Source organism: Teichococcus coralli (assembly GCF_009829925.1).
In the GTDB taxonomy this organism is placed as follows: domain Bacteria; phylum Pseudomonadota; class Alphaproteobacteria; order Acetobacterales; family Acetobacteraceae; genus Pseudoroseomonas; species Pseudoroseomonas coralli.
In genome coordinates this window covers 19,865-33,644 of the sequence record NZ_SNVJ01000007.1, presented here as the reverse complement: position 1 = coordinate 33,644, position 13,780 = coordinate 19,865, and the positions used below count along the sequence as shown (strand labels likewise).

The 13,780-nt window shown below is 73.3% G+C and carries 14 protein-coding genes; 6 read left to right on the top strand and 8 right to left on the bottom strand.

Annotated features, from left to right (window positions below; all coding sequences use genetic code 11):
• Position 1 precedes the first annotated feature (1 nt).
• Together argH and lptM are read left to right on the top strand one after the other, a co-directional pair.
• Positions 2-1,402 (top strand): argininosuccinate lyase, encoded by a 1,401-nt coding sequence (argH, locus tag E0493_RS09875; protein WP_160936779.1) that lies wholly within the window; start codon positions 2-4, stop codon positions 1,400-1,402.
• Complete coding sequence (lptM, locus tag E0493_RS23310) at positions 1,399-1,527, top strand: LPS translocon maturation chaperone LptM (RefSeq protein WP_235913706.1); 129 nt, start codon at positions 1,399-1,401, stop codon at positions 1,525-1,527. The genes argH and lptM overlap by 4 nt, the downstream gene beginning before the upstream one ends.
• A 35-nt stretch (positions 1,528-1,562) precedes the next feature.
• Here lptM and E0493_RS09870 read toward each other — a convergent pair whose 3' ends face one another.
• Both E0493_RS09870 and E0493_RS09865 read right to left on the bottom strand, forming a co-directional pair.
• On the bottom strand, positions 1,563-2,462 hold the full coding sequence (locus E0493_RS09870; RefSeq protein ID WP_160936778.1) for a formate/nitrite transporter family protein: 900 nt from the start codon (positions 2,460-2,462) through the stop codon (positions 1,563-1,565).
• Positions 2,463-2,495: 33 nt separating this feature from the next.
• Positions 2,496-3,008: a 2'-5' RNA ligase family protein gene (locus E0493_RS09865; RefSeq protein WP_160936777.1), complete on the bottom strand. Its 513-nt coding sequence runs from the start codon at positions 3,006-3,008 to the stop codon at positions 2,496-2,498.
• Between the two features lie 139 nt (positions 3,009-3,147).
• Here E0493_RS09865 and lysA point away from each other — a divergent pair, with 139 nt between their 5' ends.
• Together lysA and E0493_RS09855 are read left to right on the top strand one after the other, a co-directional pair.
• Positions 3,148-4,527: a diaminopimelate decarboxylase gene (gene lysA, locus E0493_RS09860; RefSeq protein ID WP_160936776.1), complete on the top strand. Its 1,380-nt coding sequence runs from the start codon at positions 3,148-3,150 to the stop codon at positions 4,525-4,527.
• A complete protein-coding gene (locus E0493_RS09855; protein ID WP_160936775.1) occupies positions 4,524-7,097 on the top strand; it encodes a TIGR02302 family protein in 2,574 nt (857 codons plus the stop codon). Before lysA ends, E0493_RS09855 begins: the two co-directional genes overlap by 4 nt.
• 68 nt (positions 7,098-7,165) lie before the next feature.
• On the opposite strand, the gene E0493_RS09850 is transcribed toward E0493_RS09855, so the two are convergent.
• Positions 7,166-8,161 (bottom strand): DUF2125 domain-containing protein, encoded by a 996-nt coding sequence (locus tag E0493_RS09850; RefSeq protein ID WP_160936774.1) that lies wholly within the window; start codon positions 8,159-8,161, stop codon positions 7,166-7,168.
• Between the two features lie 205 nt (positions 8,162-8,366).
• Between E0493_RS09850 and E0493_RS09845 the strand changes: the two genes are divergently transcribed.
• On the top strand, positions 8,367-8,936 hold the full coding sequence (locus E0493_RS09845) for a gamma-glutamylcyclotransferase (protein ID WP_160936773.1): 570 nt from the start codon (positions 8,367-8,369) through the stop codon (positions 8,934-8,936).
• A gap of 245 nt (positions 8,937-9,181) precedes the next feature.
• Here E0493_RS09845 and E0493_RS09840 read toward each other — a convergent pair whose 3' ends face one another.
• From E0493_RS09840 to E0493_RS09825, 4 genes are read right to left on the bottom strand one after another with little or no spacing between them, the layout of a single operon-like run.
• Positions 9,182-9,985: a lysophospholipid acyltransferase family protein gene (locus E0493_RS09840; protein WP_367614484.1), complete on the bottom strand. Its 804-nt coding sequence runs from the start codon at positions 9,983-9,985 to the stop codon at positions 9,182-9,184.
• Positions 9,982-10,575 (bottom strand): YdcF family protein, encoded by a 594-nt coding sequence (locus tag E0493_RS09835; protein ID WP_160936772.1) that lies wholly within the window; start codon positions 10,573-10,575, stop codon positions 9,982-9,984. Before E0493_RS09835 ends, E0493_RS09840 begins: the two co-directional genes overlap by 4 nt.
• Entirely contained in the window at positions 10,572-11,435 is an 864-nt protein-coding gene (locus E0493_RS09830; protein WP_160936771.1) for a cell division protein FtsX, read from the bottom strand. Before E0493_RS09830 ends, E0493_RS09835 begins: the two co-directional genes overlap by 4 nt.
• A complete protein-coding gene (locus E0493_RS09825) occupies positions 11,428-12,102 on the bottom strand; it encodes a cell division ATP-binding protein FtsE (protein WP_160936947.1) in 675 nt (224 codons plus the stop codon). The genes E0493_RS09830 and E0493_RS09825 overlap by 8 nt, the downstream gene beginning before the upstream one ends.
• A 93-nt stretch (positions 12,103-12,195) precedes the next feature.
• Here E0493_RS09825 and E0493_RS09820 point away from each other — a divergent pair, with 93 nt between their 5' ends.
• Positions 12,196-12,639 carry a zinc-ribbon domain-containing protein gene (locus E0493_RS09820; RefSeq protein WP_160936770.1) on the top strand — a complete coding sequence of 148 codons (444 nt, stop codon included), beginning with the start codon at positions 12,196-12,198 and terminating at the stop codon, positions 12,637-12,639.
• Between the two features lie 18 nt (positions 12,640-12,657).
• Here the strand turns inward: E0493_RS09820 and E0493_RS09815 are convergent, their stop codons facing one another.
• The gene (locus E0493_RS09815) at positions 12,658-13,767 is read right to left on the bottom strand and encodes a glycosyl hydrolase (protein WP_160936769.1); all 1,110 of its coding nucleotides are present in this window, start codon (positions 13,765-13,767) and stop codon (positions 12,658-12,660) included.
• Positions 13,768-13,780: the final 13 nt, after the last annotated feature.

The following is a 13,780-nucleotide window of genomic DNA, read 5'->3' as shown; positions in this document are numbered from 1 at the left end:
CTTGTCCAGTCAGCAGCGAAGCCAGGGCAACCAGCAGTGGGGAGGGCGCTACAGCGCCGGACCCTCGGCCATCATGGAGGCCATCAACGCCTCCATCGGTTTCGACCGCAAGATGTGGCGGCAGGACATCCGCGGAAGCCTCGCCCACGCCGCCATGCTGCGCCATGTGGGGATCATCTCGGCCGATGACGAGGCCGCCATCAAGGAAGGCCTGGCCGCCATCGGCGAGGAGATCGAGGAGGGCCGCTTCCCCTTCAGCGAGGCGCTGGAGGACATCCACATGAACATCGAGGCACGGCTGACCGAGCGCATCGGCGAGGCCGGCAAGCGCCTGCACACCGGGCGCAGCCGCAACGACCAGGTGGCGCTCGATGTCCGCCTCTGGGTGCGCGACGCCATCGACGGGCTGGACGGCCAGCTCGCCGACCTGATGCGCGCCCTGACCGACCGCGCCGACGAGCACGCGGCCACGGTGATGCCCGGCTTCACCCACCTGCAGCCCGCGCAGCCGACCACCCTCGGCCACCACCTGCTGGCCTATGTGGAAATGCTCGGGCGCGACCGTTCCCGCCTCGGCGACTGCCGCGCGCGGATGAACGAGAGCCCGCTGGGCTCCGCCGCGCTCTGCGGCACCGGCTTCAGCATCGACCGCCACATGACCGCCGCCGCGCTCGGCTTCGACGGGCCGATGCGCAACAGCCTCGACGCCGTGGCCAGCCGGGACTTCGCGCTGGAATTCCTGTCGGCGGCGGCGATCTGCGCCACCCACCTCTCCCGCTTCGCCGAGGAGATGGTGATCTGGACAAACCCCTATTTCGGCTTTGTCGCGCTGTCCGACGCCTACACCACCGGCTCCTCGATCATGCCGCAGAAGCGCAACCCGGACGCCGCCGAGCTGGTGCGCGCCAAGGTCGGCCGCATCTCCGGCGCGCTGGTCGGCCTGCTGACGGTGATGAAGGGCCTGCCGCTGACCTATGGCAAGGACATGCAGGAGGACAAGGAAGGCCTCTTCGACGCCGCCGAGACGCTGGCCCTGGCGCTGGCCGCCACCGCCGGCATGGTGCGCGACATGAAGCCCGACGTCACCCGCCTGCGCGAGGCCGCCGGCGCCGGCTTCTCCACCGCCACCGACCTCGCGGACTGGCTGGTGCGCGAGCTGCGCCTGCCCTTCCGCGACGCCCACCACGTCACCGGCCGGCTGGTGGCCAAGGCCGAGGCCAAGGGTGTCGATCTCGCCGGCCTCACGCTGGAGGACATGCAGGCCGAGGAGCCGCGCATCCATTCCGGCGTGTTCCAGGTGCTGAGCGTCGAGGCCTCGGTGGCCTCGCGCACCTCCTATGGCGGCACGGCGCCGGTGAACGTCCGCCGCATGGCCGCCGAGTGGCGGGAGCGGCTGGCGTGACCCGCGGCCTCGCGGTGCTGCTGGCGCTGACCCTGGCACTCGCCGCCTGCGGGCGGATGGGACCGGTGCGCCCGCCCGGCCCGCCGGAGCAGGTCACCTATCCCCGCACCTATCCGAGCCGCTGAAGTGGACCGGGGGGCGTCGGCCTGAGCCCCCCGCGCTACCCGCCGCCTTCCGCCATTTCGTCCCGCACCTGCCCATAGGCGAGCAGCGAGAACAGGGCCGCGCCGCCCAGCACGTTGCCCACCAGCCAGGGCAGCAGGTGCTCGCCCAGCCCCTCCAGCACGCCAAGCCGCCCGGTGAACATGAGCAGGAACAGCTCCACCGAGCCGGCGATGACGTGTGACAGCTCGAAGAGCGCGATCAGGTAGGTGACCAGCGCGATCACCCAGAACCGTGCAGTCTCCGCCAAGGGCAGCAGCCAGACCAGCAGGGCCATCATCCAGCCGGCGAAGATGGCGCGCAGGAAGCCGGGCAGCGGCTCGCGTTCCACAACATGGGCGGAGACGGCAAGCGCTCCCTCGCGCACGAAGGGCGGCAGAACCCCTTCCAGCGACAGCATGGCCGCGAAGACCAGCGTGCCGGCCATGTTGGCCAGGAACACCACCGCCCAGTTGCGCGTCAGGGCGCCCAGCACCCGGCGTCCTGGCTCGGCGAGCACCGGCAGCACGGCGGTCAGGGTCACCTCGGTGAAGAGCTGCTGCCGGGCCATGATGACGACCAGGAAGCCCACGGTATAGCCGAGGCTCGCCACCAGCGGCCGCCAGGGAGCGTCGGGCAGCAGGGCGTGCAGCGTGCCCTGCGCGGTGAGTGAAAGGCCGATGGAGAGCCCCGCCGCCAGCCCGGACCACCAGAGGCTGCGCCAGGGGCGGCCCAGCTCCTCCACCCCCTCGCGCCGCACCACCTCGTAGATCGCGATCGGGCGGAGCTTCTGATAGTCCTCGATCTCCTCCTCTTCCTCGGCGCTGATCGGGCCGCCGCCGGCGTCGATTTCGGCCTCTGTTCGGCCGGCCTCGGTGAATTCGCGCTCGCGCTCGGATTGGGGGTGGGGGGGCTGCATGGCTGCTGAAAGCGCCACGCCTCGGCCGCGGTTTCAGCCGCTGAAGGGGAATTGCGCCGCCGCCTCCCAGGGGCCGCCGCGGTAGTGCCAGAGCAGCATGGCCGTGCCGTGCCCGGTCCAGGGCGCGAAGCGCTGCTGCAGCGTCGCCAGCAGCGTCCGCGCCGCGTCGGGAGCCACCTTGTTCTGCACCGTGACATGGGGGCGGAAGGGCCGTTGGTCCTGCGGCGTCAGCACCGCCTGCCAGTCGGCCGCGAGCTTGCTCCGCAGCGCGGCCAGGGCCGGGCTTTCCACGCCGAAGGCGACCCCGCGCCCGAGGCTGCGCAGCGCGTCGAAGCGCAACGGCGGCGGCGGCGTGCCGGCGGCCAGCGCGGCGAGCCGGTCGGCGATGGCCGCCAGCTGCCCGCCCGGAAGGGCGTGGAACAGGGTCAGGTGTGCGGGAAGGTGGTTGCGTTCAGTGGGGAAATGCGCCCGCCGCAACGCGTCGAGGCAGGCGAAGCTGGCCGTGTCGAGGCCCAGGGTCAGGATCAGCGGGGCAGGCTCGGTCATGCGGGACCAGATGGGGGCCCTGATCACTTCCGCGCCCCCCCCCTCGCGCCGCACCTCCTGAAGGGCAGGCTTCACGTGAGGGGCAGGCTTTACACCGGCGCCGCTTTTCTCCGGCCCTCCGGCGCATCACAATACTGCCATGGCCGCTCCGCTCCCCGTCGCCCTTGAAGGCGCCGACCCCACCTTCGCCGACCTCATCGCCGCCCGCCCGGCGCTCTCCGCGCACGCCCTGGACGGGCTGCTGATGGAGGAGGTGCCGCTCGCTCGCATCGCGCGCGAGGTCGGCACGCCCACCTGGGTCTATTCCGCCGGCACGCTGCGCCGCCGCTTCCGCGCGTTGCGCGCGGCGCTCGACGGCGCCGGGCTGCGGGCCAGCATCCACTACGCCGCCAAGGCCAACGACAACCAGGCCGTGCTGCGCGTGCTGGCGGCCGAGGGGGCGGGGGCCGACATCGTCAGCGCCGGCGAGCTGCGCGCCACCCTGGCCGCCGGCATCCCGGCCGGGGCCACGGTCTTCTCGGGTGTCGGCAAGCAGCCGGACGAAATCCGGCTCGCCCTGCGCGAGGGCATTTTTCAGATCAACGCCGAGAGCGCGGAGGAGATCGAGATGCTCTCGGCCATCGCGGCGGGGATGGGGCTCCGCGCGCCGGTGGCGCTGCGCGTGAACCCGGACGTGGACGCCAGGACCCACGCCAAGATCACCACCGGCAAGGCGGAGAACAAGTTCGGCATCGCCTTCGGGGACGCCCACGCCCTCTACGCCCAGATGGCCGCGCTGCCCGGCATCCGGCCGATCGGCATTGCCACGCATATCGGCAGCCAGATCACCGAGGGTGTCGCCGCCTACCGCGCCGCCTACGCCCGGCTGGCGGAGATGGTGCGCGGGCTGCGCGGCGCCGGCCTGCCGGTGGAGCGGGTGGATTGCGGCGGCGGCCTCGGCATCCCCTATCGCGACGAGGCGCCGCCGCCGCCCGAGGCGCTGGCCGGCGCCATCAAGGCGACCCTGGGCGAGCTGGGCCTGCCGGTGATGCTTGAGCCGGGCCGCTGGATCGCCGGCCCGGCCGGCGTGCTGCTGGCTTCGGTGGTGCTGCAGAAGCAGGGCCATGCCCGCCGCTTCGTGGTGGCCGACGCCGCCATGAACGACCTCGTCCGCCCCGCCATGTACGAGGCCTGGCACGGCATCCTGCCGGTCTCCCCCAGCGCGCTCGCCGCGCCCTGTTCGCCGGCCGACGTGGTCGGCCCGGTCTGCGAGACCGGTGACACCTTCGCGCGCGGCCGCGCGCTGCCCGCGCTGCCCCCGGGGGATTTGATCGCATTCCTGGATGCGGGCGCGTATGGTGCGGTCATGAGCAGCACCTACAACGCCCGCCCGCTGGCGGCCGAAGTGCTGGTGGATGGCGCACGCTTCGCCGTCGTCCGTCCCCGACAGACGCCCGAGGACCTGCTGGCGCACCAGCGCCTGCCGGAATGGCTCACCCCCGCCGCCGGGACCTTCCCTGGGGCGGCTCCACCGGCATGACGGAGGGGCGCGCTCCGCTGGCCCGGCGCCTGGCGCGGGGGCTGCGGCTCGCGCGCCTCGCGCTCGGCTGGGAGGCGCTCTGGCCCCGGCTCTGGCCGGCGCTCGGCGTCATCGGCCTGTTCCTGCTGGCCGCCTGGACCGGCCTGTTCCTCCACCTGCCGCCCTGGCTTCACCTCGCCTTGCTGGCGGGCTTCGCCCTGGCGCTGGGCGCCGCCCTTTGGCGGGGCTTCCGCGGCTTCGCCTGGCCCGGAGTGGCGGCGGCGGAGCGGCGGCTTGAGGCCGCTTCCGGCCTGCGCCACCGCCCGTTGTCCACCCTGCGCGACCAGGCGCTCAGCGAGGATCCGGCCACGCTTGCGCTCTGGCGGACGCACCAGGCACGGGCGCTGGCCGGGCTGCACCGGCTGCGCATCGGCGCGCCGCGTCCCAACCTCGCGGCGCGCGATCCCCGCGCCATGCGCAGCGGCCTGCTGGTCGCGCTCTGCGCCGCGCTGGCCTTCGCCGGCGGCGAGGCCGGCGAGCGGCTGCGCCGGGCCCTGTGGCCCAGCCTGCACGCCGCCCCGGCCGGCGCCGCGCTGAAGCTGGAGGCCTGGGTGACGCCGCCCGCCTATACCGGGGCGGCGCCCGTTTTCCTCGACCGTGCCGGCGGCGCGCTGACCGTGCCGCAGGGCAGCACCCTGCAGGTCGCCCTTTCCGGCGGCAGCGGCGGGGTGCCCGAGCTGCGGGTGGACGACCACGGCACCCCGCTCCGCACGCTGGACGCCGGCTCCTTCGCCATCGAGGCCCCGCTGACGCGCGGCGCCCGGATCGCGCTGCGCCGCGACGCCCGGGACCTCGCCGCCTGGAGCTTCAGCGTGCAGGCCGACACCCCGCCGACCGCCGCCTTCACCGAGCCGCCCGGCCCCTCGCAGCGCAGCCTCGCGGTGCGGCTGCCGTGGCGTGCCGACGACGACTGGGGCGTGACCGCCGCCCAGGCCGAGATCCGCCTCGCCGCCCGCCCGCATGCCGAGGCGCTGCTGCTGGACCTGCCGCTTTCCGGCGGCGAGCCGCGCGCCCGCAAGGGCGTGGCGCAGCCCGACCTCTCGGCGCATCCCTGGGCCGGGCTGCCGGTACAGGTGCGGATCCTGGCGCGCGACGGCGCCGGGCAGCAGGGCGCCTCGGAGGTGCAGGAGCTCGTCCTGCCCGAGCGCCAGTTCACCCATCCGGTGGCGCGCACGCTGGTGGAGCTGCGCAAAGCGCTCTCGCTCGACCCGCTGGGGCGGGAAGGCGTGCGGCGCGGCCTCGACGACCTCGCCGTCAAGCCGGAGGCCTTCGAGCATGACGTCACCACTTTCCTGGCCCTGCGCGTCGCCCGCTTCCAGCTGATGCGCGACCGCCGCCCGGAGGCCGTGGGCGAGGTGCAGAAGCTGATGTGGGACACCGCCGTGGCGCTGGAGGAAGGCCTGGCCGAACGCACCGCCCGCGCCCTGGCGGAGGCGCGCGAGGCGTTGCGCGAGGCGCTGGCCGAGGCCGAGCGCACGCCGCAGGATGCCGCGAAGCGCGCGGAGCTGGAGCGCCGTGTGCAGGAACTGCGCGAGGCGGTGCAGCGCCACCTGGAGGCGCTGCTGGAGCGCATGCGCCAACAGGGCATGGAGCCGGTGCCGCCCGATCCCGGGCAGCAGGCGATGAACCAGCAGGAGCTGGAGCGCCGCATGCAGGAGATGCAGGAGGCGGCGCGGGAAGGCCGCACCGAGCAGTTGCAGCAGGAGCTGGCGCAGCTTGAGCAGATGCTGGAGGCGCTGCAGCAGGGCCGCCTCGCCGCCCGTCCGGAAGGCGGCCGCAACAGCAGCCAGCGCCAGCAACAGCAGCAGCGCGGCGAGCAGCAGATGGGTGCCGTGCAGGACATGGTGCAGCGGCAGGGCCAGCTGCTTGACCGTGGCCAGCAGCGGGAGGGAGCCAGGGAGCAGCCATCCGAGCGGCGGCCGGGCATGCCGTCCGGGCGGCCGCAGCCGGGACAGCAGCCCTCCCGGCAGCCGCCGGCGGGGAACCAGGCCGGCGGCGAGGAGGCGCAGCGCGATGCCCGCGCCCAGCGCGCCCTGCGCCGCGCCCTTGGTGAGCTGATGCAGCAGTTCGGCGACCTGACCGGCGAAATTCCGGAGGCGCTCGGCCGTGCCGACCAAGCCATGCGGCAGGCGCAGGAGGCGCTCGGCCAGGGCCGGGACGCCAGCGGCCACCAGCAGGAGGCGATCCGCGAGTTGCAGGAGGGCGGCCGCCAGATGGCGCAGTCCATGCGACAGCAGTTCGGCCAAGGCCAGGGCGAGGGGCAGGGAGATGGGCAGAACAGCCCCGGCGCCGCCGTGGGCGCGCAGGGGCAGGACCGCATGGCGGGCCAGGGGCAGGGCCGCGATCCGCTCGGCCGCCCGACCCGCGACGCGCCCGGCGCCAGCGACCAGGGCAGCGACACGCAGGTGCCCGAGGAGGCGGAGATGCTGCGCAGCCGCCGCATCCAGGAGGAGCTGCGCCGCCGCGGCGCCGAGCGGGAACGCCCGCCGAGCGAGCTGGACTACATCGACCGCCTTCTGAAGGCGTATTGACGCGCGCGGAAGGGACGAAGCCGGAGGCCGGGGGTGTTCTTTCTCCCGGCCTGCTTCTTTCTTCCCGCTCAGCGCCCCCAGTCGATCGCCGGCAGCCGGAGCACCGGGATGCGCGCCGCCGCCAGGGTGCGGTCCTCCAGGGTCAGGGGCACCTCGATCTGTGGCGGCCCGCCGGCCGGATCGGGCCGCGCCATGAGGGGCACCAGGCTGCGGGCCAGGTTCGCCGTGCGGGCCGGGAGCAGCCCCGCTTCCGCAAGGGCGTCCAGCCCCTGCGCCGCGCCGGCCACCCGCAATGTGCCGGCGCCGGTCGGCTGCAGCCCGGCATCGAGCGCCAGGGTGGCGGCGGCGCTGGCGGCCACGTCTCCCCAGCGCAGCGTCAGCGCGCGCAGTTCCAGCGTGCCGCCCGCATCCCGCCAGGTCGTGGCGCGCCGTGCGGGCGCCCGCCCGCCGGGCAGCGGGCCGGCCAGCGCAGCTTCCATCGAGGCTGCTTCCACCTGCCGGCCAAGCGGCAGGGCCCAGGGCAGGGTGATGCCGCCCAGGGTCAGCGCAAGGGTGAGGGCGGCATCATCCGCCGGGTTGCCGGCGCCCCTCAGCTCGGCCGCGAGTTCGGCGACGGTGACCGCGCCGGCGGCAGGCCCCAGGCGGAGCTGGTGGGCCATGATCCTGACGGTATCGGGGGGGACGTCGTCGGCGAGCGGCAGGGTGGCGGTGAGGCGGTCGGCGACAAAGGGAAGCTCCCGCGAGTCGGCGATCAGCCGTTGCGGCCCGCGCGCATCGACGAGCAGCGTCCGCAGGTCCGAGGGCAGCAGGCGCAGCCGCACCCCCGTGGCCTGCCAGGCCAGCCTGCCGAACGGGCCATCCGGCGGCGCGGCGAGCCGCAGATCGGGCAGGGTCAGGCTGGCGGAGAGCGGCCACCCGCCACGTTGCGGCGGCGCATGGGCGACCTGCCATCCCTGCGCGCGGCGCAGCGTGGCCCAGCGCTGGAAACCCTGCTCCAGCCGGTCCGCCACCAGGCGCCACAACACGGCATGGCCGGCCCCCAGCAGGGCCAGCAGCAAGGCCAACCCCAGCAGGAGCCTGCCGGGGCGAAACCCGCGGCGGCGCGGGGCTTGTGGCTTTCGGGTCATTGCACTTCGCGATATAGGGTGGCTGGCCGCGGGCGGAAACGTCACGCCTTCGCCTCGTGGCCATTTCTGGTTCCTCCTCCCCGGACCGGCCGCGCTGTCCGCCTGCCGCAGGCGGCGAAGCGGTGCGTCCCCAGCCGCCCTGATGACCCAGCCCCTGCCCGCCGGCCTGCTCGACCCTGATGGCGACCTTTATGTCTTCGGCTATGGCTCCCTGATTTGGAAGCCCGGCTTCGCCTATGCGGCCCGGCATCCGGCCCTGCTGCGCGGCTTCCATCGGCGCTTCTGCCTGTGGTCCCGCGAGTATCGCGGCACGCCGGACTGTCCGGGGCTGGTGCTGGGGCTGGACCGGGGCGGCGCCTGCCGGGGCGTGGCCTTCCGCGTGCCCGCCTCTGCGGCGCCGGAGGTGCTGGCCTACCTTGATGCGCGCGAAATGATCAGCGACCACTACCAGCGTCGCCGCCTGCCGGTCCGCCTGCTGGACCAGGGCGTCGTGCGGCAGGCCGTGACCTTCGTGGCCAACCGTCAGGGGCAGGCCTATTGCCGCGAGATGACGCCTGAGCAGGCGGCGGCCGCCATCGCGCTGGGCCGTGGGAGGATGGGTCCGAACCGCGAGTATCTGCTCAACACCGTGACGCACCTGCGAAGGCTGGGAGTGCACGACGCCGCGCTGAACCGCATCGCCGCCCTGCTGCCGGCCGGCCCCACCGATTGAAGGCGCCGATTCGCAGCCGCCGCCGCAAGGCCCGGCACGGCTTTTCCGCAGATTTATCCACAGGGCTTGCTGTGGCCGCGCCGGCACAGGCCAGGGGATTGTGGCAGTAAGGCTGCACACGCTCACCGAGCCTTCCAAGAAATCTATTTATTTCAATCAATTAGTTGGAACGGGCCGGCTTGGCAACGGAGCGGGCGGCGGGCGCTCGAGGATGAAATCCTGTTTTGCCAGAGGCTTGCGCGGCGCTACTGGACGCGTTCTGAAGAACGGCGCGCAACTTGTCCCACAGAATTATCCACAGGGGCCAGCACCGCGGGAGGTCCGCCCGCCGCCACGACGAGGCGGTCCGTTTCGCCTTCAATCGCGGCTTCCAGTTGCCGCAGGAGTTGCGCGCGCGGAAGGCCGGGAGGCAGAGGCGGCAGGATGGCCACGGTGATGAAGCCCGGCTGCTTGGCGAAGGCGCGGCGACCCCAGCGCAGGCCGCTGTCGGTGGCGACAGGGATGACCGGCGCGCCGCTGGCCGCCGCCAGCGCCACCACGCCGGGCTGGTAAGGCACGCGAACCCCCGGCGCCGTACGGGTGCCTTCGGGAAAAATAACGATCTGGTCGCCCACGGCCAGCGCCTCGCCGGCCTGCCGCACCATCGCCTTCAGCGCCGCCGCGCCGCCGCGGCGGTCCACCGCCACGGCGCCGTAATGCCGGGCCAGCCAGCCCCAGGCGGGAATGCGCAGCAACTCGCGCTTGAGCACATAGACCGGCTCCGGCAGCAGGGCCAGCCAGACGATGGTGTCATAGGCCGACTGGTGCTTGGCGGCGATCACCGCCGGCCCGGCCGGCAGGTGCTCCCGCCCCGTCACCCGCAGGCCGATGCCGCAGACCACCCGCAGCAGCCACAGCATCAGATGCGCCCAGCCCCGCACGTAGCGGCGCAGGGCGCGGCGGGGGAATGGCAGCAGCAGCAGGCCCGCCAGGCAGCCGAGGCCGGTCAGCCCGAAGAACAGCAGGTTGAACAGCGCCGAGCGCAGCAGGGTCAGGCCCGAGGGGTTCACGAGGGCGGTTTCTCCGGACTTAGCGCCGAAAGGCCGAACATCGCGCCGATCAGCTTCAGGTACTCACGAGCCAGCAGCGCGAGGCGCGGCCCTTCGGTCTGCACGGGATGCGGGATCAGCAGCACCCCCGGCAGGGTACGGCGAAGCTCCAGCAGGGCACGAGGCATGTGGAAGGCGGCCGTCACGACGCGCAGGGACCTGATCTGCCGCGACTGCGCCCAATGCGCAATCTCCTTTCCGTTGCCGCGTGTGCTGGTGGCGGCGTGGCCCAGGGTGGTGCGCGACGCCAGTGCCTCGGGCGGCAGGCCGGCGGTGCGCGCCAGGTCCTCCAGGTCCGCCACGGGCGAAACGCCGGAGATGATCAGCCAGCGCGCCTTTCCCTCCGCCAGCAGCCGCATGCCGGTCTCGACGCGCTGCGGCCCGCCGGTCAGCACGGCAACGCCATCGGTCGGCAGCGGGGGGAGGTCGGGGCGGCCGCGGCTCTGGCCGGTGAAGAAGGCAAAGCCGCCCAGCAGCAGCAGCGCCAGAACGGCCGGGACCAGCCACAGCCGGCTCGCCCGGCCGCGGCGGCTGCCATCGGGCAGGCTCATGGCAGGCGGCGCAACCAGCGGCGGACGCTGACCTGCGCGGTGGCCCAGCCGATGCCGCCGGCGACGGGCGGCAGCAGAACCAGGTCCAGCCAGGGAAGGGAGGACCAGGGCTGCACCATGCCGCCCGCCAGCGGCGCCGCGACCCCCGCGAGCGCCGCCAGCGTCGGCACCGCCAGCGCCGCGCCGGCCAAGGCGCCGCTGGCCGCCAGCAGGCCGATGCGCCGGGCGAAGCGGCCGGCGATGTAGTCCTGGGTAGCGCCGAGGTCGTGCAGGATCTCGATGGCCTGGCGGCGGGAAGCGAGGCCGGCGCGCGTCGCCACCGCCACCACCGCGACCGCCACGCCCGCCACCAGCAGCAGCACCACCAGGGCCATGGCCTGAACGCTGCGCGCCAGCGCCGCCAGCCGCGCCACCCAGAGGCCGTGAGACTCGACCTCGGCGCCCGGCACGGCCTCGGCAAGCTGCCGGGCGAGCGGCGCGGGGTCGATGTTGGGGTTCACCAGCCGCAACTCCAGCACGGCGGGCAGCGGCAGGGCCGGCACCTCGCCCAGCCAGGGACGGAGCAACTCGCGCATCCGCTCGGGGCTCACCGGCTCGGCGCTGGCCACCTCCGGCATGTCGCGCAGCAGGGCCAGTGCCCGGTCCATGCGCCCGGACTGCTCGGGGGGAAGCTGCACGGTGACGGCGGCGGCGGCGCCCTGCTGCCAGCGCTCCTTCAGCGCAGCGGCGCCATGCGTGCCGGCCAGCGCCAGGGCGGCGAGCAGCGCCATCGCCGCCACGAGCCCGGGCAGCAGGCGGTCGGAAAGGGCGCGCTTCAGCCCGAGCGGGTCGCGCGCGTAGCGGGTCCGGCGCTCAGCCATGATGCACCACCCGGCCTTCCTCCAGCACCAGGGCGGGGGCGGAGAACTGGGCCACGAGATCCTCGCTGTGGGTCGCCACCACCACGGTGGTGCCGAGCCGGTTCATCTGCGTCAGCAGGGCCAGCAGCCGCCGCGCCTGGTGCGAATCGAGGTTGCCGGTCGGCTCGTCCGCCACCAGCAGGGCGGGCCGGGTCACCACCGCGCGGGCGATGGCGATGCGCTGCTGCTCGCCGCCGGAAAGCTGCTGCGGCAGCGCGAGTTCCCTTCCCTGCAGCCCGACCCAGCGCAGCATTTCCGCCACGTCCGGCCGCAGGCTGGCCTCCGAGCGGCCGGAGAGCCGCAGCGGCAACGCGACGTTGTCGAAGGCGGAGAGGTAGGGCAGCAGCCGGAAGTCCTGGAACACCACGCCGATGCGCCGCCGCAGCGCCGGCAAGGCGGCGCGGCGGTCGCGGCGCACGCGCTCGCCCAGCACCTCCAGCTCGCCGCGCGTGGGCAGCAGGGCGAGGTGCATCAGCCGCAGCAGCGAAGACTTGCCGGCGCCCGAGGCGCCCAGCAGCCAGGTGAAGCTGCCTTCGGGCAGCATGAAGGTCAGGTCGGCCAGGGCCTCGGGGCCTGTTGCCCCGTCGGGAGAGGGATAGCGCAGGCCGACCGCTGAGAAGCGCACCATGCGGCAGGGAAATGCCACGCCCTGCTCCTGGCCGCCACCCGGGAGGTGTGACGAAGGCTTGCGGCGCGGGTCTCGCCCCGGCATAGCGGGAGAATGCGCATCGAGTGCCCGGGCTGCGCCGCCGCCTATGAGGTGCGGGAGGAAATGCTTCCGCCCGGCCGTGAGGTGCGCTGCGTGCGCTGCGGGCGGGCCTGGGTGCCGGTGCCGGTGCCGGTGCCGGCGGGCGCGGCGCCGGCGCCCCGGCCATTGCCTGCCGTTCGCTCCGCGGAGGCGCCGCCGCCCCGCCGCCCCATGCCGCTGCGGGTTCGGCCGCGGCTGGGCGCCCCCATGGCCGAGGCGGAGCCGCCGCCCGCATTGCCGCCGCCCGAAACGCCCGCGCCGCCGCCGCCGCCGGCCTATGCGGCGGTCCTTTCCGCCTGGGTGGTGTCGGCGCTCGTGGTCGTCGGGGCGCTTGCGGCGCTCTGGGCCTGGCGTGACGATCTCGTGGCCCTCTGGCCCCCCGCCGGGCGCCTGGTCCAGGCGCTCGGCGGCGGCTGAGGCAGTCTCAGGCCTGCTTTACCCGTAGAACACCCCGTCCGAGCGGCCTTCGGCATAGCCATGCTCGATGAAGTGCTGCGCCGCCGCGTGGGTATTCGTTCCGAGCCAGGCGGACAGGTCGGGATAGCGCGCGAGGTAGCTCAGCGCGTCGAAATGGACGGGGGCACGCCCCTCCATCACGCCATGGTGGAAGAAATGCGCCAGCCCGGCGGATGCGTCGGCGCCCAGCCACTGCAGCAGGTCCGGATAGCCGGCGACATAGACCAGCCCATCCAGCTTCCACTGCACGTTCGGGTTGTGGAAGGCGTCGACATAGGCCTGCCCGGTGTGCGGCTCGGTGCCGTCGGACAGGAGGCCGGAATAGTTGTCGTCGGAATCCCAGCGCGACTGCCACAGGACGTTGTGCGTGTCGAACCAGTACTTCATGGCGTCGACATAAGGCTTCGCATTGTCGGTCATCACGCCCCATTCCGAATAGGCCATGGGCTTGCTGTGCGCGGCCGCGAAGTTCAGGTGCCACTGCAGGCCATACTGCTCGTTCAGCACCAGGTCCCAGGCGTGGTAGGGATCATTGCCGAAGAACTCGGTCTTCCAGTAGGCGTCCATGCCGACGATATCGACGTAGTTGTCGCCGGGATAGGCGCTGGCCGGGTCCATGCTGCCCGCCCAGGCCTCGTTCACGTTCCACTCGAAGACAAAGCGGTCGGAGACGCTGCGGAAGGTGTCCACGAACTGCCGGAAGGCGCCGATATACTCCTGCTGATGGCCGATGGCCGACCAGGGGAACCAGCCGCCGTTGAACTCCCAGCCAGGACGGATGTTGATGGGCTCGCCGGGCAGGCCGCTGCTCTCGATCGCCTCGGCCGCCTGTCGGTAATAGCCGTTGTAGGCGCCGGCGGCCGCTTCGGCGAGGGTCGCGCCCTTGACGATGAGCGGCACCGACCAGGCGAGATCGTGCTGGCCGTCGCTCCAGGCATTGCTGGAGCCCCAGCTCGCGCCATAGAGGAAGTCACTCCAGCTCTGATAGCCGATGACGGTGTGCACGTTGTCGGCGGGCCGTCCTAGCCAGTTCTCGAAGCGCTCCAGGTCGTTCCAGTTGTTGCCGACATACACTCCCACCTCAGCCATCCGAAATCATCCT

What these genes read in the sequence shown, in the direction of transcription:
- E0493_RS09825 (WP_160936947.1), bottom strand. Translation starts at nt 12,102, where the DNA reads ATGGTGCGCTTCTCAGCGGTCGGCCTGCGCTATCCCTCTCCCGACGGG.
- E0493_RS09835 (WP_160936772.1), bottom strand. Translation starts at nt 10,575, where the DNA reads ATGAGCCTGCCCGATGGCAGCCGCCGCGGCCGGGCGAGCCGGCTGTGG.
- E0493_RS09845 (WP_160936773.1), top strand. Translation starts at nt 8,367, where the DNA reads ATGACCCAGCCCCTGCCCGCCGGCCTGCTCGACCCTGATGGCGACCTT.
- E0493_RS09870 (WP_160936778.1), bottom strand. Translation starts at nt 2,462, where the DNA reads ATGCAGCCCCCCCACCCCCAATCCGAGCGCGAGCGCGAATTCACCGAG.
- E0493_RS09820 (WP_160936770.1), top strand. Translation starts at nt 12,196, where the DNA reads ATGCGCATCGAGTGCCCGGGCTGCGCCGCCGCCTATGAGGTGCGGGAG.
- E0493_RS09865 (WP_160936777.1), bottom strand. Translation starts at nt 3,008, where the DNA reads ATGACCGAGCCTGCCCCGCTGATCCTGACCCTGGGCCTCGACACGGCC.
- E0493_RS09815 (WP_160936769.1), bottom strand. Translation starts at nt 13,767, where the DNA reads ATGGCTGAGGTGGGAGTGTATGTCGGCAACAACTGGAACGACCTGGAG.
- E0493_RS09855 (WP_160936775.1), top strand. Translation starts at nt 4,524, where the DNA reads ATGACGGAGGGGCGCGCTCCGCTGGCCCGGCGCCTGGCGCGGGGGCTG.
- lysA (WP_160936776.1), top strand. Translation starts at nt 3,148, where the DNA reads ATGGCCGCTCCGCTCCCCGTCGCCCTTGAAGGCGCCGACCCCACCTTC.
- E0493_RS09830 (WP_160936771.1), bottom strand. Translation starts at nt 11,435, where the DNA reads ATGGCTGAGCGCCGGACCCGCTACGCGCGCGACCCGCTCGGGCTGAAG.